We start from the raw sequence: 23,016 nt of genomic DNA, 5'->3' as shown, positions 1-23,016 counted from the left end.
GTTCTTCGGCGAGGGCAGCTGTCCGAGTCGCCCGAAGGGTCCGAACTGCGAGGTCACTGTGAGTGTTGGTCATTTGATCTGCTAGCTTTCTCACGTCGTCATCGACGATGTGGTCGGGGACACAAAGCTAGAACAGAGGATTTACAAGAATGAACCGCAAGATCAGTTGTGCAGTTGCCATCGCGGCCGCGGCGGGAGCCGTCTCGTTCGCACTGCCGGGTACGGCGTCGGCCGCACCGGCGTTCAACTGCGCCAAGGTCGCCACCCCGTCGAACTCGAACGGTTGGGGCAACACCGTGCCCGACGAACGAGGTCAGGCAGGCAAGATCACCGCTGGAGTGGCCTCCGACAACGACGGCTCGCTCGAGTTCGCGACCTCGGCATCGACCAAGCGCCAGGCGTCGTACCACTCGGCGGGCCAACTGCCGCTCGCCGATCTCAACGGCAGCGCGCTCACCTTCCAGAAGTCGAACGGCAATGCCAACTGGCAGATCCGCATCACGGGCGCGAACACCGGCACGTCGAGCGGATTCGCCACGCTCGTGTGGGGAGCTCCTGTCGGAGCGGGCAAGGCCGACGCGACGTCGTCGAACCAGTGGTGGGCGACCCGCAAGCTGGGCAACATCCCAGCCGCGCAGAACGCATCGCTGTCCGCCCTCATCGCTGCCGCGAACTCGGACGGCAAGAAGGCCGTCGTCGATCTGTACGGAATCTCCAGCCAGCCCGGTGGCACGGCTGATGCGAAGGTCAACGTCGACGAGGTGACGTTCAAGGGCTGCACGACCAACTTCAAGGTCTCCGGCGGAAACGGCTCGATCGAGTTCCCGAACTTCGGTTCATAACCACGCCGTTTCGCAACGTCAGTGATTCCTCGACCGGGGTGGCCGCAAGCAGGCCGCCCCGGTCGAGTCGTCAGCGCTGCGACATGTCGCCGGTGGCCGGCACGCCGTCGGCGAGTTCGTAACGCAGGAACACCGTGCCACTCGGACTCGCGACGGGAGGGTCGACGAGTCTGAGATTCGCGGGTACCGAGCCGGCGTCGAAGATGCGTTTGCCGCTGCCCAGGAGAATTGGGTGGACCCAGAGGTCGAGGCGGTCAAAGAGTCGCTCGGACAAGAGGGTTTGGACCAGATCGAGGCTGCCGACGACCGTGACGTGCTGATGGCGGTCACGGATTTCGCCGATCGCCGCCGGAAGGTCGGGGCCGAGTTGTGTTGAGCCATCCCATGTCAGAGCGGCCGAACCGCGCGAGGCAACGTACTTCGGAATCCTGTTGAACAAGGCGCCGAACTCGTCGTCCTGATGTGGCCAGTAGTCGGCGAAGATGTCGTAGGTCCGTCGGCCCAGAAGCAGAGCGTCGGTGTCGGCGTACGCGGCGACGACCTGAGCGCCCGACGTTTCGTTCAGCAGCGGCACCTGCCAGCCGCCGAAGTCGAAATCATCGGGATCCTCGTCGGGACCGCCGGGAGACTGTCCGACGAGGTCGAGTGTGGTGAACAGTTCGATCTGAATGATCCCCATGGCATGCTCCTGATGTTGGCGGGTCGACGGAGGGCAGACCCGACGTCGTCCGGAAAGTCATCGGAGGGGCATGACTTTCGACGAGCTCCGGTCTACGCATCCGCCGATCGGTGGATGCGCTCATCACCCGGCCAATCGGCCTTGCGGTGGATGTGAGCCCGCGGGAATCAGGCCGAAACTCATTGGTGTCGAAAGAAAAACACCAGATCGGCCGCGAGACCGGGAAATCGAGAAGTAGCCATGTTCACCACAACACAGGACCCCAGCATCGGCGCCACCGGCAGTGCAGCTACTGCCTCTGCTCCCAAGCGCAAGAACGTGATCGTCGGCGTCATCGCCGGACTCGCACTGATCATCGCGGCCATCGGAATCGGCCTCGGCGTGACGGCAATGGGCCACAGCGGCACCTCGCATGCCGCGACGTCGCCCTACAGCAACTCGTCGACGAGTGGCGGTGGCTCGCAGTCGGACGGCGCCGGCACGGTGTCTCCCGCTGTGCCATCGCAGCCGGGTAACGACGTTTCGCCCGCTGTCCCGTCGCAGCCGGGTAACAACGTGTCACCTGCCGTGCCGTCGCAGCCGGGCAACAACGTCTCACCTGCTGTGCCGTCGACTCCGACCAACAATGTCTCGCCTGCTGTGCCGTCGCAGCCGGGTAACAATGTGTCGCCCGCCCAACCGTCGACGCCGGGCAACAACGTGACCCCTGCTCAGCCGTCGACGCCCACGGGCAGCATCTCGCCTGCTCAGCCGTCGACCCCGACCGGAAGCGGCATCATCACACCAGCGAGCCAGGCGGCTGCGTGACCCACCCCGATATGACCCACTCCGATACGACGACGAGGCCCGCGACCACACCGGTCGCGGGCCTCGTCGTCGTTCCTGATCCGGCCGTCTTCCCGACTGCTCGCCGGTAGGCTCACTCCATCGACACGGTGTGCGCCCGGCCGAGGGCACTGAGATGACCTGGTTCCACAGATCGATCGTGGAGACCGGTCGTCTTCCCCTGTTCTTGTTCTTGATCGCATTCATAGCGACGTTCATCTTCATCCGGATCAGCGTTCGCCTGATTCGTGCGGAAGTGCGCTGGTGGCCAGGCAATGTCGCGCCGGGCGGACTCCACCTTCACCACGAATTCTTCGGCGTGATCGTCATGGTGTTGTCGGGATTCGGGCTGGTCGCGGTCTCTCGCTTCGACACTCCTATCGCAGACTGCGTGCTCGCGGCCCTGTTCGGAATCGGCTGTGCCCTTGTGCTCGATGAATTCGCGCTCATCCTGCATCTGCGAGACGTGTACTGGGAGAAGGAGGGTCGGGCGTCGGTCGACGCGGTGTTCGTCGCCATCGCGATCGGCGCGTTGTTCCTGATGGGCTTTCGGCCACTCGACCTGACGTCTGCGGCCGACGAGTTCCGCGATGATCCGAACGTGACGGCGCGGATCGTTGTCGTGCTCGGCATCGTGGTGAATGTCGTGTTGGCGGCGATCACTCTCGCCAAGGGAAAGCTGTGGACCGGACTGGTCGGTATGTTCTTTCCGGTTCTCCTTGTTGTCGGTGCTATTCGCATCGCGCGCCCGGCGTCACCGTGGGCACGTTGGTTCTACCGCAGCCGAGAAGGCAAGTACGACAAAGCGGTCCGACGCGAACAGCGGCTTCGGGAACCGCTCATTCGGTGGAAGATCGTGGTGCAGGAAGCGCTCGCGGGCCGATTCGGTGTCCCAGACCTGCCGCCCGACCCGGTGCCCGAGGTTGTTGCGGCGGTTCCGGGTGGCGTCGCACTTCCGAGCAGAGCCGCGACAGCCGTGCGTTGGCGTCGGGTGCGACATCGGCTTCGTGTGGTCCCCACCTGGCGACTGCCAGTGATCCTCGTGTTGCTCGCGATCGTCGCGGCGCTGCTGTGCATCACGATCGACGAGAACCTCGGTCTCGACGTCGACTCCGGGACCTTGGCGACCGTTCTCGGCGTGATCGCCGGGGCCACAGCCACTTTGACGGGCCTCGTTTTCACCGCGGTGACGCTCGCGATGCAGTTCGGGGCGTCACAGATCTCGGTCCGCGTCATCCCCATGCTGCAGCGCGAGCCCGTGATGCGGTGGTCTGTCGGGTTCTTCCTCGCCACATTCGTGTTCAGCGTGATGGTGGCGATGGATCTCGCTTTGACCGGTCCCGACGACGGGACTCCTGGAGCTTCGACGGCGATCGCGGCCTTCCTGACGGTGGTGTCGGCGATCTTGTTCGTCGCGCTGGTCAGCAAGGTCGGAGCGGTTCTGAACGTTGCGCAGTTGATGCGATGGATCGCTGCAGACGGTCGTGCGTCGATCCGCCGACTGTACCCGGAGGAGTCGCTCGAGACCCAGGTGCCGAACATGGCGCCCACTACCACACTCGACGAAGAGTCACGTCACGTGATCATGTTGCGCGAGATAGGTTCTCGGGGTCGAGTGTTGCTCGCGGTGAATGTACCGATGTTGGAACGGTACGCGGCGGCATGGGGTGTGCGTTTCGAGCTGCTGGTGATGGTCGGCGACAACGTGCCGCACAACGTAGGCGCGATCGCGGTGGTCGGCAACCCTCGAGGCGGACCGGTGCCCGAGCACAAAGTGTTGCGGTGCTTGCTCTTCGGCGATATGCACCAGCCGTCGGTGAGTCCTGTCGCTGCGCTGCAAGCTATTTCAGACATTGCACTCAAGGCGATCTCGACCGCGGGCAATGATCCGAGCACCGTGGTGTTGGCGCTCGACCACATCGAGGACATGCTGCTGATGCTTGCGCCTCGAGTCCACGCGGACGCGGTTCGACGCTCGCCTGCGGTGCGCGGCTATCGACGGACGTGGGCGGACTATGTCGCGATCGGCACCGATGAGATCCGCAGGCACAGTCACGGCCAGGCGCAGGTGCATCGACGACTGCGTGCGCTCTACGAGACCGTCGCGGCGCAGTGCGGCGCGGACCAACAGGCGCCGATCGTCGAACGTCTTGCGGCACTGGACGAACAGGTCCAGCTCGATTGGCCGATAGCCCTCGACCTTCGGCTCGCGGAGCGTCCGGACCGGCAGGGTTACGGCTCCGAGCGCGGGTCGACGTTCGACTGAGCACGCGCCTTGGTGGTGGTCACGGCGTTGCGTCGACCACCGGAACCTCGGCGATCGCGGCCGTCCCGCCGCCGGGACGTCGGGTGACGGTCAACGAGCCGCCCTGTTGCTCGAGGCGCACCCGACGCGAGACAAGTCCGATGTGTCCCTCGGCGACGCGACGATCGAGGGCCGACTCGTCGACGCCGCGTCCGTCGTCGACAACAACCACACGGGCTGTGCCGTCGTCGAATTCGACCGATAGTTCGACGGCGTGGGCGTCGGCATGCTTGACCACGTTGGTCAGCAGCTCGCGCGCGGTTGCGAACAGCATGGGATCGGACGTCGTGCGCAGATCGCTCGGCCAGCCGACGGTGTCCACCGAGATCGTCAGCGGGGAGCGCTGTTCGACCGAGGCCGCGAGGTCGGTGACCGCAGCGGCGAGTCCTCCCTGTTCGAGTACGGCCGGATGGAGTTCACCCAGCGTCGAGCGCAGTAGCCGCGATGCCTCCCGAAGTGCTGTGTCGACCCGTCCGAGAGCCTCGGGATCTGCGCCGTCGCGCGCAGCATCGAGTTCCTGCCGCGCGCCGAGCACATACTGCAGCGCGCCGTCGTGGAGGTGCTCGGCGAGGTCGCGACGCTCGCGTTCCTCGATGCGGACGGTCTCGTCGAGAAGCCGAGCACGTTGTGCCGCAAGAGATCCGATCGTCGACACCCGTGAGCGCTGAACGGTCGAGAGCATCACGCTGCCCAGTGCGAGGATCGCGACGACAAGCGTGCGCATCGCGATCAGCGACCACGGTTCGCCGTTGGGGACACGGGCCAGAGCGCTCGCGAGGAAGTAGACGACGACGGTCGGGATCACCACGAGCGCACAAACTCTGGGCCGCAGTTGCGTCGCGGCGATCATCGGAATGGCGACGAATCCGTTGACGAGTACATCCGAGGTCCAACTGACCTGATCGGAACGACTCGCCACGACGATCAGCACGACGAGCACCGCGAGGTCGACAAACAAAGCGAGCCAAGCGAATCGGATCATGCCCACCCGTATTCGGGAGGCGGCCAGCACACCCGCGAGACACCAGACGGCGTAGAGCACCGCGACCACTATGCAGAACGCGGCGCCGTCGGCAGGCGGATCGAGGAGCACTGTCGCCAGCACGAAGATCGCGAGCAGCATGCGCAGCACGACCTGCACTCGGACGCCGAGAAGTGCGTGATCGATCAGGATCTCGGAGATGCGCGGCTCGTCGATCAGCTCCGTCAGGCCGAGCTGCGGCGCCTGGCCATCCGGGTTGCTCGAGCGCCCATAGCCCAGACGCCCATAGCCCAGCCGCCGCGGCCATGAGGTTCGAGTCATTCGAGGAGTCCGCGACGCATCGCCTCGGCGACGGCGGCAGCGCGATCGGACACGCCGAGCTTCTCGTACAGGTGTTGTGCATGTGTTTTGACCGTCGACGCCCCGATGAAGAGCTCGCCCGCGACCTGCGGGATCGACAGGCCGCGGGCGAAGCCCTCGAGCACCTGGCGTTCACGCTCACTGAGCGCTGGGCCGTCGTTGCGCGCATGCGACCTGATCTCACCGACGAGCCCTGCGGCCAACTCCGCGGGGACCACCGTCTCGCCCTTGGCAACCCGCGTGACGGCTCCGACGATCTCGTCCCGGCTCGATTCCTTGCTCAGGTACCCCGCCGCACCCTTCTCCAGCGCGGCGAAGACGATGGGCGCGTCGGTGACAGCGGAGAGAATAAGGACCCGCGTCCGCAGTCCGTCCCTGGTCACCGCGTGCGCGACGTCGACTCCGGTCAGTCCCGGCATCTGATAGTCGACGACGGCCACATCCGGCAGCTCAGCACGAATGAGTTCGAGGCCCGAGGTGCCGTCGCCTGCCTCGCCCACCACGCGAACGCGGCCACTCTGGGTGAGTCCGCGAGAGATGCCATCCCGGAAGAACGGATGGTCGTCGATCACCACAGCAGTCACCAGCGATTCCACCGACTCAGGATAGGCGTTCGACGTCCCGTTTGTTGCACGTAACCTGCGCAATCAGCGGCGATGTGGTAGCCGGATTTCAATACTGGGTACTCCCCGTGAGAAAATATTCGACAATGCTCATGAAGCAGTGGGGTGTCAGCGCGATCTCAGGGTCGGCGCACCCCCGCCAGCAACGGCGCTGGCACGAGGCAGCCACCGAGCGATCACAGGATCAGCCCAGGTCAGCCCACGATGAGGGTGGATTCTGTTGGCTCGGAAGGACTGCTGTCAACGACGAAACGGGTGACAGCTCTGCGCAACGTCGCGCACCTAGTGAGGCGAATACATGAAGCACGCTCCAGGCCCCATTGGGCTCTATGACCCGGCCAACGAACACGACGCGTGCGGTGTTGCGTTTGTAGTCGATATGCATGGTCGTCGCAGCCGCGACATCGTGGACAAGGCGATCACCGCGCTGATCAACCTCGAGCACCGTGGTGCTGCGGGCGCAGAGCCGAACACCGGCGACGGTGCCGGAATCATGATCCAGGTGCCCGACCGCTTCCTGCGTGAAGTTGTCGACTTCGAACTGCCCGCCGAGGGCAGCTACGCGACCGGTATCGCCTTCCTGCCGCAGGGCTCGAACGACGCCGCGACCGCCGCCGAGGGCGTCGAGAAGATCATCGAGTCCGAAGGTCTGACCGTGCTCGGCTGGCGCGAGGTACCCACCAACGAGAACGGCCTCGGTGCGCTCGCGCGCGACGCGATGCCGACCTTCCGTCAGGTGTTCCTCGCCGGTGCCTCGGGCATGGAGCTCGAGCGCAAGGCATTCGTCGTGCGCAAGCGCGTTCAGCACGAACTCGGAAACAAGGGTGCCGGTGCCGACGGCCCGGGCCGCGAGACCGTGTACTTCCCGAGCCTGTCGGGCACGACCTTCGTCTACAAGGGCATGCTCACCACCCCGCAGCTGCGGGAGTTCTACCTCGACCTGCAGGACTCGCGGGTGGAGAGCGCGCTCGGCCTCGTGCACTCGCGCTTCTCGACCAACACCTTCCCGTCGTGGCCGCTCGCGCATCCGTTCCGCCGGGTCGCCCACAACGGTGAGATCAACACCGTCACCGGCAACGAGAACTGGATGCGTGCCCGTGAGGCGCTGATCGACACCTCGCTGTTCGGCGACGGCGCAGCGCAGAAGATCTTCCCGGTGTGTACTCCCGGAGCGTCGGACACGGCACGCTTCGACGAGGTGCTGGAGATGCTGCACCTCGGTGGGCGCAGCCTGCCGCACGCGGTCCTGATGATGATCCCCGAGGCGTGGGAACGCCAAGAGGCGATGAAGCCGGAGCACCGCGCGTTCTACGAGTACCACGCGTCACTCATGGAGCCGTGGGACGGACCGGCATCGGTCTGCTTCACCGACGGCACCGTCGTCGGCGCCGTGCTCGACCGAAATGGCCTGCGCCCCAGCCGAATCTGGGTCACCAAGGACGGCCTCGTCGTGATGGCCTCCGAGGTCGGCGTGCTCGATATCGACCAGGCCGACGTTGTGCAGAAGCTGCGCCTGCAGCCGGGCCGCATGTTCCTCGTCGACACCGAGGCGGGTCGCATCGTCGACGACGAGGAGATCAAGGACGAGCTCGCCGCCGAGCATCCGTACGCGGAGTGGCTCGAAAAGGGCCTCGTCCACATCGACCACGTCAAAGCATTGCCGCACGAGCACATGTCCCACCACCGGGTCACGTTGCGGCAGTTGGTGTTCGGTTACACCACCGAGGAGCTCAACCTGCTGGTCGCGCCGATGGCGAAGACCGGAGCCGAGGCAATCGGCTCGATGGGTACCGATACCCCGATCGCGGTGTTGTCGGCCCGTCCGCGGATGCTGTTCGACTACTTCCAGCAGCTCTTCGCGCAGGTGACCAACCCGCCGCTCGACGCGATCCGCGAAGAGATCGTCACCAGCATCGGCGGAACCATCGGGTCCGAAGCCGATCTGCTGCACCCGGGTCCCGAGTCGTGCCGCCAGATCTCGCTTCCCTCACCGGTGATCGACAACGACACCCTCGCCAAGTTGGTCCGGATCAACGAGGACGACGCGCTTCCCGACTTCCGCAGCATCCAGATCCACGGGCTCTACCCGGTGTCCGAGGGTGGTGCCGGGCTGCGCAAGGCGCTCGACGAGATCCGCGCCAAGGTCAGTGCTGCCATCGACGACGGCGTGAGCCTCGTCGTGCTCAGCGACAGGGAATCCGACGAGACGCTCGCACCGATTCCGTCGTTGCTGCTGACGGCCGCGGTTCACCACCACCTGGTCCGCGAGCGCAAGCGCACCCGTGTCGGCCTGATCGTCGAATCGGGTGATTGCCGCGAGGTCCACCACGTCGCCACGTTGGTGGGATTCGGTGCGGCAGCGGTCAATCCGTACATGGCCTTCGAATCGATCGAGGACATGGTCGAGCGCGGAGTGCTCGGCGACATCGAATTCGAGACCGCCCGCAACAACTACATCAAGGCCGCGGGCAAGGGCGTGCTCAAGGTGATGAGCAAGATGGGCATCTCCACGGTCGCCTCGTACACCGGCGCCCAGCTCTTCCAGGTGATCGGTCTCGACCAGGACACCGTCGACGAGTTCTTCAGCGGAATGAACAGCCAGCTCGGAGGCGTCGGACTCGACGAGATCGCCGCCGACGTCGCAACGCGACATGCCTTGGCATTCAACGACCGTCCGTCCGAGCGCGCACACCGCGAGCTCCCGGTCGGCGGCGAGTACCAGTGGCGGCGCGAGGGTGAATACCACCTGTTCAACCCGGACACCGTGTTCAAGCTTCAGCACGCCACGCGCACCGGTCAGTACAAGGTGTTCAAGGAGTACACCAAGATGGTCGACGATCAGTCGGCCCGAATGGCAACTCTGCGTGGACTGTTCGACTTCAACTTCGGCGATCGTGACCCGATCCCGATCGACAAGGTCGAACCCGCGAGTGAGATCGTCAAGCGTTTCTCGACCGGCGCGATGAGCTTCGGTTCGATCTCGGCCGAGGCGCACGAGACCTTGGCCATCGCCATGAACCGACTCGGCGGACGGTCGAATTCCGGTGAGGGCGGCGAGGATCCGCGTCGTTTCCATCACGACGAGAACGGCGACTGGCGTCGCAGTGCGATCAAGCAGGTCGCGTCGGGACGCTTCGGTGTCACCTCGCACTACCTGAGTAACTGCACCGATATCCAGATCAAGATGGCGCAGGGCGCGAAACCCGGTGAGGGCGGCCAGCTTCCGCCGCACAAGGTGTATCCGTGGGTCGCCGAGGTTCGTGGTTCGACGCCGGGCGTCGGCCTCATCTCGCCGCCACCGCACCACGACATCTACTCGATCGAGGATCTCGCCCAGCTGATCCACGATCTGAAGAACGCCAATCCGCAGGCGCGCGTACACGTCAAGCTCGTCAGTGAGCTCGGCGTCGGAACGGTCGCCGCGGGTGTGTCGAAGGCACACGCCGACGTCGTGCTGATCTCCGGCCACGACGGCGGTACCGGTGCGTCGCCGCTGACATCGTTGAAGCATGCGGGTGCCCCCTGGGAGATCGGTCTCGCCGAGACGCAGCAGACCCTGCTGCTCAACGGACTTCGCGACCGCATCTCGGTGCAGGTCGACGGTCAGCTCAAGACCGGACGCGACGTGGTCATCGGTGCACTGCTCGGAGCCGAGGAATTCGGCTTCGCGACAGCGCCTCTCGTCGTCTCGGGTTGCGTCATGATGCGCGTCTGCCATCTCGACACCTGCCCCGTCGGCGTCGCCACCCAGAATCCGCTGCTGCGTGAGCGTTTCACCGGCAAGCCGGAGTTCGTCGAGAACTTCTTCATGTTCATCGCCGAAGAGGTACGCGAACTGCTCGCTCGCCTCGGGTTCCGCACCCTGCAGGAGGCCGTCGGCCACGTCGAGGCGCTCGACACGACAAAGGCGCTCGCACACTGGAAGTCGTCGAAGGCGGGCAAGCTCGACCTGTCGCCGATCTTGTCGACGCCCGAGTCGCCGTTCATGAACCAGGACCTGTACTGCTCCGGCGTGCAGGACCACGGGTTGGAGAAGGCGCTCGACCAGCAACTCATCGCGCAGAGTCGTGAGGCGATCGATCACGGCACCAGGGTGTCGTTCACGTCGAAGATCACCAACGTGAACCGCACCGTCGGAACGATGCTCGGCCATGAGGTCACCAAGACGCATGGCGCACAGGGTCTTCCCGAGGGCACGATCATCATCGACTTCGAGGGTTCTGCAGGCAACAGCTTCGGTGCCTTCGTGCCGAAGGGCATCACGCTTCGACTCGAGGGCGACGCCAACGACTTCGTCGGCAAGGGTCTCTCGGGTGGACGCATCGTGGTGCGCCCGCCGGCGGGTACGCCGGAAGGCTTTGTCGCAGAAGACAACATCATCGCCGGAAACGTGATCGGCTTCGGCGCCACCAAGGGAAAGATCTTCCTGCGGGGCGTCGTCGGAGAGCGCTTCTGCGTGCGTAACTCGGGTGCCACCGCGGTGGTCGAGGGCGTCGGCGATCACGGCTGCGAGTACATGACCGGCGGACGAGTGGTGGTGCTCGGCGACACCGGGCGCAACTTCGCGGCCGGTATGTCGGGCGGCATCGCCTACGTGTACGACCCAGAGAACAAGCTGGGCACCAACCTGAACCCCGAACTCGTCGACCTCGAACCACTCGACGACGAAGACATCGAGTTCTTGTCCGGCATCATCGGTGAGCATCGTGGCGAGACGGCGTCGCCCGTCGCCGCAGCGATTCTCGCCGATTGGGAGAACACCCAGCAGGCGTTCGCCAAGGTCATGCCGCGCGATTTCAAGCGCGTGCTTGCCGCGATCGACGCCGCAGAGAAGTCCGGACGAGACGTGAACGAAGCGATCATGGAGGCCGCACGTGGCTGACCCCAGAGGATTCCTCAAGCACACCGAGCGTGAACTGCCCGAGCGGCGTCCGGTCGACCTGCGGTTGATGGACTGGAAAGAGGTCTACAACGACTTCGACAAGTCGGAGCTGCAGACCCAGGCGAGCCGATGCATGGACTGCGGTATCCCGTTCTGTCACAACGGTTGTCCGCTGGGCAACCTGATCCCGGAGTGGAACGACCTCGTCTACCGGGATCAGTGGAAAGAGGGCATCGAGCGCCTGCATGCGACCAACAACTTCCCGGAGTTCACGGGTCGTCTGTGCCCGGCACCGTGCGAGGCGTCGTGCGTGCTCGGTATCAACCAGCCCGCGGTGACCATCAAGCAGGTCGAGGTGGAGTTGATCGACAACGCCTTCGACAGCGGCTGGGTGCAGCCGGTGCTGCCGACTGAGCGCACCGGCAAATCGGTTGCGGTCGTCGGTTCGGGTCCCGCGGGACTCGCTGCGGCGCAACAGCTCACGCGCGCGGGCCACACGGTCTACGTGTACGAGCGCGCCGACCGCATTGGCGGACTGCTGCGCTACGGCATCCCCGAGTTCAAGATGGAGAAGCGCCACATCGACCGTCGTCTCGAGCAGATGCGGGCCGAGGGCACCGTCTTCCGTGCCGGCGTCAACGTGGGCGTCGACATCACCGTCGCACAGCTTCGCGAGGACTTCGACGCCGTCGTGCTCGCGATGGGTTCGACGATCGGTCGCGATCTGCCGATCCCCGGACGTGAGCTCGACGGTATCCACCAGGCAATGGAGTTCTTGCCGCAGGCCAACCGGATTCAGCTCGGCGACACCGTCGACGGGCAGATCAGCGCCAAGGGCAAGAAGGTCGTCATCATCGGCGGTGGCGACACCGGCGCCGACTGCCTCGGCACGTCGCTGCGTCAGGGTGCCGAGGTTGTGCACCAGTTCGAGATCATGCCCAAGCCGCCGACCGAGCGCGCCGAGCAGACCCCGTGGCCGACGTACCCGCTGATGTACCGCGTGTCGTCTGCCCACGAAGAGGGCGGCGAGCGCGTGTTCTCGGTCAACACCGAGCAGTTCACCGGCGAGAACGGCAAGGTCACCGCGCTGAAGGCCCACGAGGTTGCGATGCGTGACGGTCGATTCGAGAAGGTCGAGGGCTCAGACTTCGAGCTCGAATGCGATCTGGTGCTGCTGGCCATGGGCTTCGTCGGCCCCGAGCGTGCCGACCTGCTCGACAAGCTGGGCGTCGAATACGACCAGCGCGGCAACATCAAGCGCGACAACGACTTCGCTGCCATCGGGCAGGAGGGCGTGTACGTCGCGGGCGATGCCGGGCGCGGACAGTCGCTGATCGTGTGGGCCATCGCGGAGGGTCGCTCGGCGGCCGCCGCAGCGGACCGATACCTCGCGGGGGCGTCGGATCTTCCCGCACCGATCGTGCCGACACAGGTCGCGCAGCGCTGACCTGCTGCCCCCGCTGGGGTGGTCTCGACAGGCTCGACCAGCGGGGACAGTTCGACCAGCGGGGGCAGCTCGGCCGGCGGGGACAGCTCGGCCGGCGGGGGCAGCTCGGCCGGCGGGGTGGTCTCGACAAGCTCGACCAGCGGGGACAGCTCGACCAGCGACGGAGGGCGCTCGACCAGCGGGTGCGGCGCTCGACCGGCGGGCGGGGCGTCAGAGCTTCTCGAGCACGCTCGTCATCTGGGTGGGCACCGAGTCGGCGAGGCGGCCGAAGATAAAGCCGAAGAGCGGTTCGCCGATCAGCTTGAAGCGGTGGAAGTCGACGAGTGCACGGTAGGTGACGCTCGTCGTTCCATCGCCGAGATCGGTGAACGAGAGGTCGTCAGACGTCGTCGCGGTCTTGTTCGAGCCGGAGAACACGACGTGGTCCGGGTCGTCGCGGGTCAGCTCGTAGGTCAGCTCCGTCGAGATCCCGTACAGCTTCGACTTGTTGTGCCAGCGGGTGCCGAGTGCGATCGGGGCGTCGTCTTCCTGCGTGCATTCGACGGTCCCCGGGTCCCACTGCTCCGCGTGGGAGAAGTCGCGCAGATAGGCGACAATCACCTCCCGCGGCTGTCGGACAGTGAAAGTGCGCGAGACGTCGACCACCGTGGCCTCCTTCATGTGGTGGGTAGCTCTGTTCCGTAGACAAAGGTTCTATGAGAGTTCGGTGAGACGACGCTGCCGGATGGGTGGATCCCTGCCTACACTCTCTTGGTCGGGCCGCGGCTGATTCGCCGTGGACACGTGGTTGCGGAGGTACAGGTCGGTGCGCAGGCTTCTCGGGATGGCAGTGGCGGTGGTGTTGGCGGCGTGTGGCGTCGTTGTCGCAACGGCGGGTTCGGCGTCGGCGGCGCCGGGACCGTGCCCCAAGGTGTATGTGCTGGCGATCCCCGGCACGTGGTCTGACGGCCCGGGTCTGCTCGGTGCGGTCACGTCCAATCTCGGGCCCGACACCAAGGTCTCCTATGTCGGCTACGACGCCACAGCGTTTCCGTGGGAAAGCGCCATCTACGGAAAGTCGAAGGCGCAGGCCGTAGCCAATACCAAGGGGCTCGCCCTGGACATGCTCAAGCGGTGTCCCGGCACCAAGATCGCGCTCACCGGGTACAGCCAGGGAGCCGACGCCGCGGGCGATGTCGCGTCGGAGATCGGTACCGGCCGCGAGAAGATCCGTCCGCAGCAGGTCGCAGGCGTTGTCCTGATCGCAGACCCCCGCCGCTCGTCGAAGGACAATCTGGTCGGTCCGCCCCTCACCGGACAGGGGAGCGGAGGGCCGCGCCTCCACGGCATGGGCTACGTACTGCCGCGCGCCTTCACCATCTGCGCGCCCAAAGACCTCTACTGCAACGTGCCACGTGATTACTACGTGACGCGCGTGATCGGCTACCTCGCAGAGACCAGTGATCCGACGCCGAGCCAGGTCGGTCAGTACCAGGCAGAGGCGGGCGCGATCGTCAACGAGTTGCTCACCAAGGGCGGACCGGGGAACGTCGTCAACGAGCTCAGCAACGCTCGCGCACGGCAGCAGATCATCGAGTTCAACCGATTCCTGCAGTCCGGTTCACACGGCGACTACGGGAGTTTCCAGGTCAAGCCGGGCGTGACTGCCGTGGCTTGGGCGCATCAGTTCCTCGCCGGATTGGGCTGAACCGCGCGTCGGTCTCTGGCTGGTAACGAATCCTGTGTGACGATCGATACGTAAGGGTGAGTTGCGCCGACGAAGTCGGCAATACAAGATAGTAAAGATCGTATCCATTCTGACGCAGGAAACGTATCGTCATGAAGCTGGCAGCAACGTTCCAAACACCCCGTCGACACTCGATGCTGAGTGCCATCTCCGGCGGCCGACTCGGCCGCAGTCGGGAACCTCAGCGATTCCCCGCGGAGGCCGAGCGCCTCGTCACCGCGGCGGAACTCAAGCGACTGACTGCGTGAGCAGGACGCTGGTCACTCTGCGGTGACCCGCGCCGATGCATCACCCAGAGAGATCACGTCGCCGACGGCCAACTGCCTACCTCGTCGTGTTTCCACATCTCCGTTGACGGTGACGAGACCGTCGGAGATGACCTCCTTGGCCTCGGCCCCGGACTCGATGAGATTGGCCAGTTTCAGGAACTGACCGAGCCGGATTCCGTCTCCCCGGACTGGCACATCGAACGCGTCGTCGTCCATGTCTGAGATACTGCCTGACCGGCGAACAGTACGCACCGTTGAACCGCCGGTGAACTACCTTTGATCCATGGCGGTCGAGTCCCCATCTCACGTACACCCGGGTGCCCCCACAGATCCCGACGTCGCGGTGCAGCGGTCGGAACGCGCAGAGGCGGATCGCCGGTCGGCCGATCTACTCGAGCGCATCCGCCACCCTCGCGGATTCGGAAGCCACGCGCCACAGATCGCAGGGCTCGTCGTCGGGATCATGGCGACCATCGCGTTGCTGTCGAGCATCTTCCCGTTCTTCCGGCACTGGATTCACGTACCGCGCGACTACGTGGACGACTTCATCATCTCGATGCCCGACACGAGCTTCGCGTGGTCGTTCGTGTTGGCGCTCGTCGCCATCGCACTGACCGCCCGCAAACGCATCGCGTGGTGGATCTGCGTCATCTACCTGCTGCTGTTCATGGCAGGAAACGCGCTGCTCCTGTGGCAGCCGGTCGCCGACGACTTCGACGTCGACGACACCGAGCGGATGAACATCGTGATCGGTCTCGGTATCGATCTCGCGGCGCTGGTCTTCCTGCTTGTCACGTATCGGCAGTTCTACACGCGGGTTCGACGCGGCGCCCTGCTGCGCGCGCTCGTGGTGCTCGTGGTCGGACTTGCGGTGGCAACCGGCATCGGGTTCGCGTTGGTGTGGCTGTTCCCGGGCAGCCTCGAACGCTCCGAGCGTCTGCCCTACGCGTTCAACCGGGTCGTCGCGTTCGCCGCGATCGACCAGCGGACCTTCGACGGCCATCACACCTATCCGCCCGTCAATGGCGCTCTGGGCCTGTTCGGCGCACTCGCGCTGATCGTCGCGGCGTCGGTGCTGTTCCGGTCGCAGCGGCTCAAGTCGCTGATGACCGCGACCGACGAACGACTGATCCGTGCGCTGATCGCGCGATTCAACGACGACGACTCGCTGGCCTACTTCTCGACGCGACGCGATAAAGCAGTCGTCTTCTCGCGCGACGGCCGCGCCGCGATCACCTACCGCGTCGAACTCGGTGTCGGACTTGCCGGTGGCGATCCGATCGGCGATCCGGAGTCCTGGCCCGACGCGATCGCAGAGTTCCTGGTGCTGTGCGAGCGCTACGGGTGGCACCCCGCGGCGATGGGTTCCAGCGAACGGGGCGCGGCGGCATTCGAGGCCGCGGGATTCACGTCGCTGAACATCGGCGACGAGGCGATCCTGCACACACGGCAGTACACGATCAGCGGCCCGACGATGAAGGGCGTGCGCCAGGCGGTCACACGAACCCGACGTGCAGGCGTCACCACCCGCATCCGCAGGCACCGCGACATTCCGCCGACCGAGATGGTCGACGTGGTCGCGCGAGCCGACGCCTGGCGCGACACCGAGGAGGAGCGCGGCTTCGCGATGGCGCTCTCCCGCATCGGCGATCCCGCAGACGGCGACTGCCTGCTGGTGGAGGCGGTCCTGAATGAGGGTGAGCCCGACGAGAAGGTCGTCGGGATGCTGTCATTTGTTCCGTGGGGTCGGCGCGGGGTCTCGCTCGACCTGATGCGCCGCGACCGTAGCGGTATCAACGGTGTCGTCGAGACGATGGTCAGCGACCTGTGCCGCGACTCGGAGAACTTCGGGATCACCGACATCTCCCTGAACTTCGCGACGTTCCGCGCAGTGTTCGAGAAGGGGCAAGAGATCGGCGCGGGCCCCGTCATGCGCGGGAGCTATGCCGTGCTGATGTTCGGCTCCAAGTTCTTCCAGATGGAGTCGCTCTACCGGTCCAACGCGAAATACCTTCCCGACTGGCAGCCGCGATTCCTGTGCTTCGAGGACACCCGAATCCTGGCGCGGGCCGGTCTGGCGGCCGTCGTCACCGAGGGCTTCGTCAGGCTTCCCAGGTTCGGGCGCAAGCAGCAGTACACCGCGGGACAGTCGTCGATTCCCGCAGGCATCGATGTCGACGCGTTGATCGCTGAACTCGACGCCGAGGCGGAGGCGCAGAATGCGGTCGCGGCGCATCGTCCGGAACAGGTCAGGGTGCGGCTTGCCAAGCTGGACAGGATGATCGACGACGGCGTCGACCCGTATCCGCCGGCCGATCCGCCGTCGCACTCGATCGCGGAGGCCATCGCCGCGCCTGCGGGTACGCCGGTGTCGATTGCCGGCCGCATCACGCGGCTCCGTGACTTCGGCAAGGTGGTCTTCGCCGACGTCCATGACTGGTCGGGGCAGGTGCAGATCCTGGTCGAGGCATCGCGACTCGACTCCGGCTCAAGGGATTTCGCGTCCGACGTCGATCTCGGTGATCTGGTCGAGGTGCACGGTGAGATGGGCACGAGCCGCAAGGGTGAGGTGTCGGTGCTCGTGGACCGCTGGGCGATGATAGGAAAGTCGCTGCGTCCGCTGCCCGACAAGTGGGCGGGCCTGACAGACCCGGAAGCCCGTGTGCGGCAGCGATACGTCGACCTCGCGATCAATCCGCGCTCGCGGCAGTTGCTCGCCACGCGGAGCGTCGTGGTCAAGGCGCTGCGTGACTTCCTTTCTGCCCGCGGCTATCTCGAAGTCGAAACCCCGATACTGCAGCAGATCCACGGTGGCGCGAACGCGACGCCGTTCACAACGCACATCAACGCCTACAACCTCGACCTCTACCTGCGCATCGCGCCGGAGCTGTACCTCAAGCGGTTGTGCGTCGGCGGCGTGGAGAAGGTGTTCGAGATCGGCAGGAACTTCCGCAACGAGGGCGTCGACTTCAGTCACAATCCGGAGTTCACGAGCCTCGAAGCCTATGAGGCGCACAGTGATTACCTGAAGATGCTCGATCTCACGCGCGAGATGATCCAGTTCGCGGCCACCGCCGCCTACGGTGAGCCGGTGATCGTGCGCTTCGACGACGAGGGCAACGAGCAGCGAATCGACATCTCCGGACAGTGGCCGGTGAAGACCGTCTACGGGGTGGTGTCCGACGGCGCCGGCGAGGAGATCACTCCGGAGACGTCGGTGGAGCATCTGCGGGAGGTCTGCAAGCGCCTCGACATCGCGTTCCGTCCGGACTGGGACGCGGGCGCGATCGTGCAGGAACTCTACGAGCATCTCGGCGAAGACCGCACCACCTTCCCGACGTTCTACACCGATTTCCCGACGTCGGTCTCGCCGCTCACGCGGGCGCATCGCAGCGAGCCGGGGGTCGCCGAGCGGTGGGATCTGGTGGCGTGGGGCGTCGAGCTCGGTACCGCCTACACCGAGCTGACCGATCCGGTGGAACAGCGCAAAAGGCTTACCGCGCAATCGGTTCTGGCTGCCGACGGTGATCCGGAGGCAATGGAGCTCGACGAGGACTTCCTGCAGGCGCTCGAATACGCGATGCCACCGACCGGTGGTCTCGGCGTCGGCGTCGACCGTGTGGTCATGTTGATCACGGGTCAGTCGATTCGCGAATCGTTGGCATTCCCGCTGGCCAAACCACAGGAGAACTGAGCGGTGGACGACGGTCTGCGCGAGGTCGATCGGCCGCCGCCGGGGCAGATCGTCGACGTCGACGGCCAACGCATCCACGTCGTCGACGAAGGGTCGGGTCGGCCACTGTTGCTCATGGCTGCGATGGGAAGCAACTGGTTCGATCTCGACCATCTCGCCGCACGACTCGTCGAGCGTGGTTGGCGGGTGGTCCGGTTCGACCGCCCGGGATATGGGCTTTCCGAACAACTTCCGCGTGGCCGCGTGCTGACCCTGTCGCTCGAAGTCTCGTGGATGGCGGGCGTCCTGGATGCGCTGCGGATAGCGGAGCCCGTGACCGTCGTCGGACACTCGGTTGCCTCGCTGTATGTCGAGGCGTTTGCGCGAGTACATCCCACGCGCACTGCGGGCGTTGTGATGCTCGACGGTTCTTACGTGCTGCTGCCGTGGCGGGTGGTGCCGCTCGGTGTGCGAATCGACAACGCGCACAGGATGATCGACACGGGCAGGAGGGTGACGCAGCGGTTTCGGCTTCCGCGGCGTGGATTCTCGCGGGTGCGGACCGTCGTGCTGCCGAGGCCACCGGAGGGCTTCTACGATCACGAGCACTACTGGGCCGCGAAGGTCTTCGGCAACTGGCCGATGCTGCTCGCCACGATGGTGGAGAACGCTGCCTTCCCCGCGATCAACGCGTCGCTGCGTCGCATGCGCAAAAATCATCCGATGCCACCGGTTCCGGTGATCGTGGTGGCCGCGCTCTCTGGTCCGAAGCCGTGGCAGCGTTTCTGGCTGTGGAAGCAGGCCCGCTATGCGCGGATGCTCGGTGGTCGGCTCATCCCGGTCGCCGCGCGCCATTTCGTCGTGCTGGAGATTCCCGACGACGTCGCGGACGCGATCGATCAGGTGCGCTGATCGGCAGCGCGTTTCTTACCGCCCGGTAACCTGAGGTACCCATGACCGCGCGTCACACCTATGCTGTACGTCATGGCTGAGCTGACCTTCACCCCCACGGCCGACCTCGTCGACGAGATCGGTGCCGATGTCCGTAGCTGCGATCTCCAGTTCACCCAGTACGGCGGGGTCCGTGAGTTCGTCGGAACGGTGACAACGGTCCGCTGCTTCCAGGACAACGCGCTGCTCAAGTCGATCCTCGGCGAGTCGAATCCCGGCGGAGTGCTGGTGATCGACGGTGATGCCTCGGTGCACACGGCGCTGGTCGGCGACATCATCGCGGAGCTGGGCCGGTCGAACGGCTGGGTCGGGATCATCGCGAACGGCGCGATCCGCGACGCCAAGACCATCGGCGGGATGGAGATCGGCGTGAAGGCGCTCGGCACCAACCCCCGCAAATCCACCAAGACCGGAGAAGGTGAGCGTGACGTACCGCTGACGCTTGGCGGAGTCACCTTCACGCCCGGCGACACCGTGTACTCCGACGACGACGGCATCGTCCTCGTCGCGCCCTGACCCTTTCTCGGCCTATCGACACTCTCTCGATCACTTTCACGCAGCAGGAGGCTCCGATGCCCAAGCCAACACCCGACTACTTCGAACGACTCGGCGCATTGGTCGCGATCGACAACGCTGCCGCACGCCCGACCCGATCGATTCTCGAAGCGTTCAGCGGCGTCGAAATGGCGACCATACCTGTCGGCACCGCCGAGGATCTCGAGACCGCGGTGTCGCGGGCGCGTGCCGCTCAGCAGGGGTGGGCCAAGCAGTCACCCGCGGAGCGCGCGAAGGTGCTCAAGAAGTTCTCCGAGCTGGTGTTCACCAATGCGGCGTCGTTGATGGATATCGCGCAGGCCGAGACGGGCAAGGCTCGCTCGTACGCACAGGAAGAGGTTGTCGACGTCGCGCTGACCGCGCGGTATTACGCGACGCACGGCCCGAAGATGCTCGCCGAGCGCAAGGTGCAGGGCATGCTGCCCGGCGCCACCAAGGTGCGGGTGCGGTATCAGCCCAAGGGCGTCGTCGGGGTGATCAGCCCGTGGAATTACCCACTGACACTTGCTGTTTCGGATGCGGTCGCGGCTCTGCTCGCCGGCAACGGCGTGGTGATCAAGCCCGACAGCCAGACCCCCTACTGTGCGCTGGCGCTGGCCGAGCTGCTCTACGAGGCAGGTCTGCCGCCCGCTCTGTTCGCGGTGGTCCCGGGCCCGGGAAGTGTTGTGGGACAGGCCATCATGGCGACCTGTGACTACGTGATGTTCACCGGATCGTCGGAGACCGGAGCATCGCTCGCCGAGCAGGCGGGGCGTCGACTCATCGGCTTCTCCGCAGAGCTCGGTGGCAAGAACCCGATGATCGTGACCGCCAACGCCAAGATCGACCACGCCGTCGAAGGTGCTGCGCGAGCGTGCTATTCGAACTCCGGCCAGTTGTGTATCTCGATCGAGCGGCTCTACGTCGACAAGGCGATCGCCGACGAGTTCACCGAGAAGTTCGGCACCTTTGTCCGCAACATGAAGCTCGGAGCCAACTACGACTTCAACGTCGACATGGGTTCGCTGGCGTCGGCCGCGCAGGTCGAGACGGCCGAAGCGCATGTCGACGATGCGGTGTCGAAGGGTGCGACGGTGGTCGCGGGCGGCAAGCGTCGTGCAGATCTCGGCCCCTTCTTCTTCGAGCCGACGGTGCTGTCGGGCGTGACCGACGAGATGACCTGCTTCCGCAACGAGACGTTCGGTCCGGTCGTGTCGGTGTATCCGGTCGACTCCACGGACGAAGCGATCAAGCTGGCCAACGACACCGACTACGGTCTCAACGCGAGCGTCTTCGCGGGCAGCAGCGAAGAGGCGCAGGCGATCGCGGAGCAGTTGCGTGCCGGCACCGTCAACATCAACGAGGGCTACGCGGCAGCGTGGGCGTCGACCGCGGCTCCGATGGGCGGCATGGGAATCTCGGGCGTCGGCCGCAGGCACGGCGAAGAAGGGCTGCTCAAGTACACCGAGCCGCAGACGATCGCCGAACAGCGCTTTATCGGCATCGACAAGGCTCCCGGAGTACCGAAGAGTGTCTACCGCGCCGTCACCCCGCTCGCTGTGCGATCGCTGAAGTTCCTGCCGGGCCGGTAAAGGTCGGAATCTCCCGCTAAGGGCGATTCGTCGGGTTCTCGACCCCCGGACGCATGTGAGCCGTTACGGTTGGCCTCATGTCGCCGCAGCGCAGCGTACTCAAAACCGGTGTGATCTCGTGTGCGGTCGCGGCCGGTATCGCGGGAACCGTGGCGGGTGCCCCGTCAGCGGAGGCCGCGCCGCGTCTTGCGGTCAGTTCGATCGCGACCGGGCTGAGTCACCCCTGGGATATCGTCACCGCGCCAGACGGTACGGCCCTCGTCACCGAGCGTGCAGGCCGTTTCGTTGCCATCAGACCAGGGCAGGCGCCGAAGACCGTCCGGGCGGACCTGAGCGCGCTCTGGGTGCACCGCGAAGCCGGACTCATGGGTCTCGCGGTTGATCCGGGGTTCGCGCAGAATCGTCGAATCTATTCGTGTCAGGCCGAGAAGGCCGGCACCGGATCGTCGGTCGCGCAGGGCGCCAAGATTCCTCAGGGTGTCGGAAGCGTGCCGCTGCCGTGGCCGAACACCGGGCAGCAGGTCACGGTGGCATCGTGGCGGGTGTCGCAGGACTGGTCGAGTATGCAGCGCGAACGGACGGTGCTGGCGGGTATCCCGTTGAACGCGGGCGGCAGGCATGCGGGATGCGGACTGGCGGCGGCGTCGGACGGGACACTGTGGATCGGCACCGGCGACAATGCGACGGCCGAGTATCCACAGAGTCGAAAGTCATTGGGCGGCAAGGTCCTACACGTCAATGCCGCAACCGGCCGGCCCGCTGCCGGTAACCCCGACCCCGCAAGTCCGATAGCGACGCTCGGCCACCGCAACGTGCAGGGCATCGCGCTGCAACCGGGTAGCGGACGGGTCTACTCGATCGAGCAGGGCACGAGCGCCGACGACGAGCTCAACCTCATCCGGCCGGGCGCCAACTACGGCTACCGGCCCGACCGCGCGCCGGTGATCTACGACGAATCGGTGCCGATGACCGACCCGGCGCGGGTGCCGGGTGCGGTCGGTCCGATCTGGAAATCGGGTGCGCCGACGATTGCGACGCCCGCATTACAGTTCTTGCCGAGCAGCGGCTGGGGCGAGTGGAGCGGGGCGGTTGTCATCGCCGCCCAGAAGGCCAAGAAGTTGGTCGTGGTGAAGCTCGACGGCAGCGGGACGCGGGTCGTCGACGTCGAAGAGGCACTGTCGGATCGGTACGGGCGCCTGCGCGCCCTGGCCGTCGACAGAGACGGCTCGCTGCTCGTCGGCACCGACACCGGTAAGGATCAGATCCTACGAATCCGCCCGGGAGCCTAGGTGTTGTGTGCGCTGTCGGTGACGGCACTTATGTGTG

17 protein-coding genes are annotated in these 23,016 nt (G+C 65.5%); 12 read left to right on the top strand and 5 right to left on the bottom strand.

Annotation, left to right across the window (positions count from 1 at the left end; translation table 11 throughout):
• Positions 1-149 precede the first annotated feature (149 nt).
• Positions 150-842: a hypothetical protein gene (locus tag ACRVY7_RS21330; protein ID WP_431818550.1), complete on the top strand. Its 693-nt coding sequence runs from the start codon at positions 150-152 to the stop codon at positions 840-842.
• 70 nt (positions 843-912) lie between these two features.
• Here ACRVY7_RS21330 and ACRVY7_RS21325 read toward each other — a convergent pair whose 3' ends face one another.
• Positions 913-1,521, bottom strand: coding sequence for a dihydrofolate reductase family protein (locus tag ACRVY7_RS21325; protein ID WP_431818549.1), 609 nt, complete (start codon positions 1,519-1,521; stop codon positions 913-915).
• Positions 1,522-1,761: 240 nt separating this feature from the next.
• Between ACRVY7_RS21325 and ACRVY7_RS21320 the strand changes: the two genes are divergently transcribed.
• Together ACRVY7_RS21320 and ACRVY7_RS21315 are read left to right on the top strand one after the other, a co-directional pair.
• On the top strand, positions 1,762-2,328 hold the full coding sequence (locus ACRVY7_RS21320) for a hypothetical protein (RefSeq protein ID WP_431818548.1): 567 nt from the start codon (positions 1,762-1,764) through the stop codon (positions 2,326-2,328).
• A 154-nt stretch (positions 2,329-2,482) separates the two neighbouring features.
• Positions 2,483-4,612, top strand: coding sequence for a DUF2254 family protein (locus tag ACRVY7_RS21315; RefSeq protein WP_431818547.1), 2,130 nt, complete (start codon positions 2,483-2,485; stop codon positions 4,610-4,612).
• A gap of 19 nt (positions 4,613-4,631) precedes the next feature.
• Here ACRVY7_RS21315 and ACRVY7_RS21310 read toward each other — a convergent pair whose 3' ends face one another.
• Positions 4,632-5,954, bottom strand: coding sequence for a sensor histidine kinase (locus tag ACRVY7_RS21310; RefSeq protein ID WP_431818546.1), 1,323 nt, complete (start codon positions 5,952-5,954; stop codon positions 4,632-4,634).
• Complete coding sequence (locus tag ACRVY7_RS21305) at positions 5,951-6,589, bottom strand: response regulator (RefSeq protein ID WP_431818545.1); 639 nt, start codon at positions 6,587-6,589, stop codon at positions 5,951-5,953. Before ACRVY7_RS21305 ends, ACRVY7_RS21310 begins: the two co-directional genes overlap by 4 nt.
• A 325-nt stretch (positions 6,590-6,914) precedes the next feature.
• Between ACRVY7_RS21305 and gltB the strand changes: the two genes are divergently transcribed.
• Together gltB and ACRVY7_RS21295 are read left to right on the top strand one after the other, a co-directional pair.
• Positions 6,915-11,498 (top strand): glutamate synthase large subunit, encoded by a 4,584-nt coding sequence (gene gltB / locus ACRVY7_RS21300; RefSeq protein WP_431818544.1) that lies wholly within the window; start codon positions 6,915-6,917, stop codon positions 11,496-11,498.
• A complete protein-coding gene (locus ACRVY7_RS21295; RefSeq protein ID WP_270485109.1) occupies positions 11,491-12,945 on the top strand; it encodes a glutamate synthase subunit beta in 1,455 nt (484 codons plus the stop codon). Before gltB ends, ACRVY7_RS21295 begins: the two co-directional genes overlap by 8 nt.
• 210 nt (positions 12,946-13,155) lie before the next feature.
• On the opposite strand, the gene ACRVY7_RS21290 is transcribed toward ACRVY7_RS21295, so the two are convergent.
• A complete protein-coding gene (locus ACRVY7_RS21290) occupies positions 13,156-13,590 on the bottom strand; it encodes an SRPBCC family protein (RefSeq protein WP_331436642.1) in 435 nt (144 codons plus the stop codon).
• A gap of 178 nt (positions 13,591-13,768) precedes the next feature.
• Here ACRVY7_RS21290 and ACRVY7_RS21285 point away from each other — a divergent pair, with 178 nt between their 5' ends.
• Entirely contained in the window at positions 13,769-14,632 is an 864-nt protein-coding gene (locus ACRVY7_RS21285) for a cutinase family protein (RefSeq protein ID WP_431818543.1), read from the top strand.
• A 131-nt stretch (positions 14,633-14,763) separates the two neighbouring features.
• A complete protein-coding gene (locus ACRVY7_RS21280) occupies positions 14,764-14,919 on the top strand; it encodes a hypothetical protein (RefSeq protein WP_197494607.1) in 156 nt (51 codons plus the stop codon).
• 12 nt (positions 14,920-14,931) lie between these two features.
• Here the strand turns inward: ACRVY7_RS21280 and ACRVY7_RS21275 are convergent, their stop codons facing one another.
• Positions 14,932-15,156: an RNA-binding S4 domain-containing protein gene (locus ACRVY7_RS21275; RefSeq protein ID WP_431818542.1), complete on the bottom strand. Its 225-nt coding sequence runs from the start codon at positions 15,154-15,156 to the stop codon at positions 14,932-14,934.
• A gap of 67 nt (positions 15,157-15,223) precedes the next feature.
• Here ACRVY7_RS21275 and lysX point away from each other — a divergent pair, with 67 nt between their 5' ends.
• The 5 genes from lysX to ACRVY7_RS21250 all read left to right on the top strand — a co-directional run bounded on the left by lysX (position 15,224) and on the right by ACRVY7_RS21250 (position 22,979).
• Positions 15,224-18,634 (top strand): bifunctional lysylphosphatidylglycerol synthetase/lysine--tRNA ligase LysX, encoded by a 3,411-nt coding sequence (lysX, locus tag ACRVY7_RS21270; RefSeq protein ID WP_431818541.1) that lies wholly within the window; start codon positions 15,224-15,226, stop codon positions 18,632-18,634.
• A 3-nt stretch (positions 18,635-18,637) separates the two neighbouring features.
• On the top strand, positions 18,638-19,525 hold the full coding sequence (locus tag ACRVY7_RS21265; RefSeq protein ID WP_431818540.1) for an alpha/beta fold hydrolase: 888 nt from the start codon (positions 18,638-18,640) through the stop codon (positions 19,523-19,525).
• Between the two features lie 60 nt (positions 19,526-19,585).
• Positions 19,586-20,080: a ribonuclease E activity regulator RraA gene (rraA, locus tag ACRVY7_RS21260; RefSeq protein WP_331436375.1), complete on the top strand. Its 495-nt coding sequence runs from the start codon at positions 19,586-19,588 to the stop codon at positions 20,078-20,080.
• 29 nt (positions 20,081-20,109) lie between these two features.
• Entirely contained in the window at positions 20,110-21,690 is a 1,581-nt protein-coding gene (locus tag ACRVY7_RS21255; RefSeq protein WP_431818569.1) for a succinic semialdehyde dehydrogenase, read from the top strand.
• A gap of 77 nt (positions 21,691-21,767) precedes the next feature.
• Positions 21,768-22,979 carry a PQQ-dependent sugar dehydrogenase gene (locus ACRVY7_RS21250; protein ID WP_431818539.1) on the top strand — a complete coding sequence of 404 codons (1,212 nt, stop codon included), beginning with the start codon at positions 21,768-21,770 and terminating at the stop codon, positions 22,977-22,979.
• The last annotated feature ends 37 nt before the right edge of the window (positions 22,980-23,016 follow it).

The organism is Gordonia jacobaea, from assembly GCF_965344965.1.
Classification (GTDB): domain Bacteria; phylum Actinomycetota; class Actinomycetes; order Mycobacteriales; family Mycobacteriaceae; genus Gordonia; species Gordonia jacobaea.
Note: the sequence above shows the minus strand (reverse complement) of the source record. Positions and strands in the feature narration are given on the sequence as shown.

Bases quoted from the DNA above. Each gene is read 5' to 3' on its own strand.
- ACRVY7_RS21310 (WP_431818546.1), bottom strand. From the start codon at position 5,954: ATGACTCGAACCTCATGGCCGCGGCGGCTGGGCTATGGGCGTCTGGGC.
- ACRVY7_RS21315 (WP_431818547.1), top strand. From the start codon at position 2,483: ATGACCTGGTTCCACAGATCGATCGTGGAGACCGGTCGTCTTCCCCTG.
- gltB (WP_431818544.1), top strand. From the start codon at position 6,915: ATGAAGCACGCTCCAGGCCCCATTGGGCTCTATGACCCGGCCAACGAA.
- ACRVY7_RS21250 (WP_431818539.1), top strand. From the start codon at position 21,768: ATGTCGCCGCAGCGCAGCGTACTCAAAACCGGTGTGATCTCGTGTGCG.
- ACRVY7_RS21280 (WP_197494607.1), top strand. From the start codon at position 14,764: ATGAAGCTGGCAGCAACGTTCCAAACACCCCGTCGACACTCGATGCTG.
- rraA (WP_331436375.1), top strand. From the start codon at position 19,586: ATGCTGTACGTCATGGCTGAGCTGACCTTCACCCCCACGGCCGACCTC.
- ACRVY7_RS21330 (WP_431818550.1), top strand. From the start codon at position 150: ATGAACCGCAAGATCAGTTGTGCAGTTGCCATCGCGGCCGCGGCGGGA.
- lysX (WP_431818541.1), top strand. From the start codon at position 15,224: ATGGCGGTCGAGTCCCCATCTCACGTACACCCGGGTGCCCCCACAGAT.
- ACRVY7_RS21285 (WP_431818543.1), top strand. From the start codon at position 13,769: ATGGCAGTGGCGGTGGTGTTGGCGGCGTGTGGCGTCGTTGTCGCAACG.
- ACRVY7_RS21320 (WP_431818548.1), top strand. From the start codon at position 1,762: ATGTTCACCACAACACAGGACCCCAGCATCGGCGCCACCGGCAGTGCA.
- ACRVY7_RS21275 (WP_431818542.1), bottom strand. From the start codon at position 15,156: ATGGACGACGACGCGTTCGATGTGCCAGTCCGGGGAGACGGAATCCGG.
- ACRVY7_RS21325 (WP_431818549.1), bottom strand. From the start codon at position 1,521: ATGGGGATCATTCAGATCGAACTGTTCACCACACTCGACCTCGTCGGA.